Consider the following 2,367-nt stretch of genomic DNA (forward strand, 5'->3'; position numbering starts at 1 on the left):
GCAGGCGAAGGTGGACGGTGGCGCCCTCAGCGCCGCCGAACTCAAGGAAGTCGCCAAGTTGGGCGAAGCCTTCCAGGACGCGATCGACGGCCTGGCCGCCCAGCCGCCGAAACTCGAGCTGAGCAAGCTGACGCAGTTTGATTCCAGCGTATTGGCTTCGGTGGACCTCAGCGGCAAATTGAAAGTGAGCAATACTGACGACCTCACGCTTGCATTCCATGCGGACAGCCAGGGCCGCACCACGCGCATGAGTAGCCCGGCGGGGGAAGTGAATCTCTCGGTCGACCTGAAGAACGCCGGCATCCTCGGCAACGCCAAGCAACAGGCAATCGCGCTGAAAAGCTACCTGGCCCAGTTCGACAAGGCCCAGGCGCGGGGCAAGGCCAATGCTGACCTGATGGCGATGTTCAAGGATGCGTTTAGCGCCATGAACAGCAACTACCCGCAGGGCGCCAAAGCGCCTGCGCCGCTGACCCGCAGCGCGGCAGATCAAGGCCTGCTGACGGGCCTGGCGGATTTCAAGGCCTCCATCAGCCAGGCGGCCAGCTCCCCCAACCCGGCGCGCCCAGGGGAAACCGATACGTTTGCCTATGGGATTTCCCAGAAAACGCGCATCGGCGGCAATGACCTCTCCAATCGCACGATCGATCAGGTCCAGCGATCAAGCCTCAAGGCCAGTTTCCATCAGGGCCTGGATGGCGGGAAGCCGCCGGCTTTCGATACCAGGCGCGAGTCGCAGAACTACCTCTATGTGCAGGTCGACGACAAGGCCAGCAGTGCGGCGAACATCACCTACAAGGATGGCTTCCTGACCAACGCCTCCGTGGACCAAAGCGCCAGCCAGAACACCCGCACCCAGCGATACGAGATGGCTCGACTGGTTAAAGACAGCGTGGTACCGAACGAGGCCACCAGCCATCGCGACTACCTGGTACTGCTGGAATATGCGGCGCGGGAAGGCAAGAGTGCCAAGGGCGCCGATGAAACCATCCTGAAGGATGCCCTGGCGAACATGCATCAGTGGGCGTTGCTGCAAGACGATCCGTCCGCTTTGCCCGGTTAAACCGGTCGTTGTAAAAAAGGGAAACCCCTGGCCTGGTTTCCCTTTTTCATGCCTGGCCGAATCCCAGATTAGGCTTTTGAAACCATTCGATATTCTGTAGCCTTGCGCAGCTTCACCGTGCTTGATGAACACAATCACTTCGTCCGGCGGCGCCCGAAAGGCTCCAGAGCCGGTGGTACACTCGACTTTCGCGCAACTGCGCCTGCAGGTCTTGCGAACATGACGCAAATTTCCGAACGCCTTCTGGTCCAAGCCCACCTCGACGCCAAGCAGCCCAAGGTGCTGAGCGCCGAAGAAGAGGCGGGCTACCGCGCCGCCATCGCCGCCGAGCTCAAGGCTCAGGACGCGGTGCTGGTGGCACACTTCTACTGCGACCCGGTGATTCAGGCCCTGGCCGAAGAAACCGGTGGTTGTGTGTCCGACTCCCTGGAAATGGCCCGCTTCGGCGCGGCGCACCCGGCCAAGACCGTATTGGTGGCGGGCGTGCGATTCATGGGGGAGACGGCCAAGATCCTCACGCCTGAAAAACGCATCCTGATGCCGACACTGGAAGCCACGTGCTCTCTGGACCTTGGCTGCCCGGTGGATGAGTTCTCGGCATTCTGTGATCAGCACCCTGAGCGCACGGTGGTGGTATATGCCAACACGTCGGCGGCGGTGAAAGCCCGTGCTGATTGGGTGGTGACTTCCAGTTGTGCGCTGGAGATTGTCGAAAGCCTGATGGATAACGGCGAGACGATTATCTGGGGGCCGGACAAGCACCTGGGCACCTATATCCAGCGTCAGACGGGTGCAGACATGTTGCTGTGGGATGGTGCGTGCATCGTGCACGAGGAGTTCAAGTCCAAGCAGTTGGAGGACATGAAGGCGTTGTACCCGGATGCAGCGATTCTGGTGCACCCGGAGTCGCCGACGTCGGTGATCGAGTTGGCGGATGCGGTGGGGTCTACCAGCCAGTTGATTGCGGCGGCGCAGCGGTTGCCGAACAAGACGTTTATCGTGGCCACCGACCGCGGCATTTTCTACAAGATGCAGCAGTTGTGCCCGGACAAGGTGTTTGTCGAGGCGCCGACGGCGGGGAATGGGGCGGCGTGTCGCAGTTGTGCGCATTGCCCGTGGATGGCGATGAATACCCTGGAACGTACGCTGCAGTGCTTGCGTGAGGGGAGTAATGAAATTTTTGTTGAGCCTTCGGTGATTCCGCAGGCGGTTAGACCGCTGAAGCGGATGTTGGATTTTACTCAGGCGGCTCGGTTGAGGTTGGCGGGGAATGCTTGATCTTGTTTGAGTACATATCCGTTATT

The 2,367-nt window shown here is 60.4% G+C and carries 2 protein-coding genes; both read left to right on the top strand.

All coding sequences use genetic code 11. The features are described 5' to 3' along the window. A partial coding sequence (locus HX846_RS22500; protein WP_178966117.1) for a lactate dehydrogenase occupies positions 1-1,063 on the top strand: 1,063 nt, incomplete at its 5' end. A gap of 219 nt (positions 1,064-1,282) precedes the next feature. Beyond that, positions 1,283-2,341 carry a quinolinate synthase NadA gene (nadA, locus tag HX846_RS22505; RefSeq protein WP_003209852.1) on the top strand — a complete coding sequence of 353 codons (1,059 nt, stop codon included), beginning with the start codon at positions 1,283-1,285 and terminating at the stop codon, positions 2,339-2,341. Positions 2,342-2,367 lie beyond the last annotated feature (26 nt).

Origin of the sequence: Pseudomonas sp. K5002 (genome assembly GCF_013386655.1) — a bacterium.
Taxonomy (GTDB): Bacteria; Pseudomonadota; Gammaproteobacteria; order Pseudomonadales; family Pseudomonadaceae; genus Aquipseudomonas.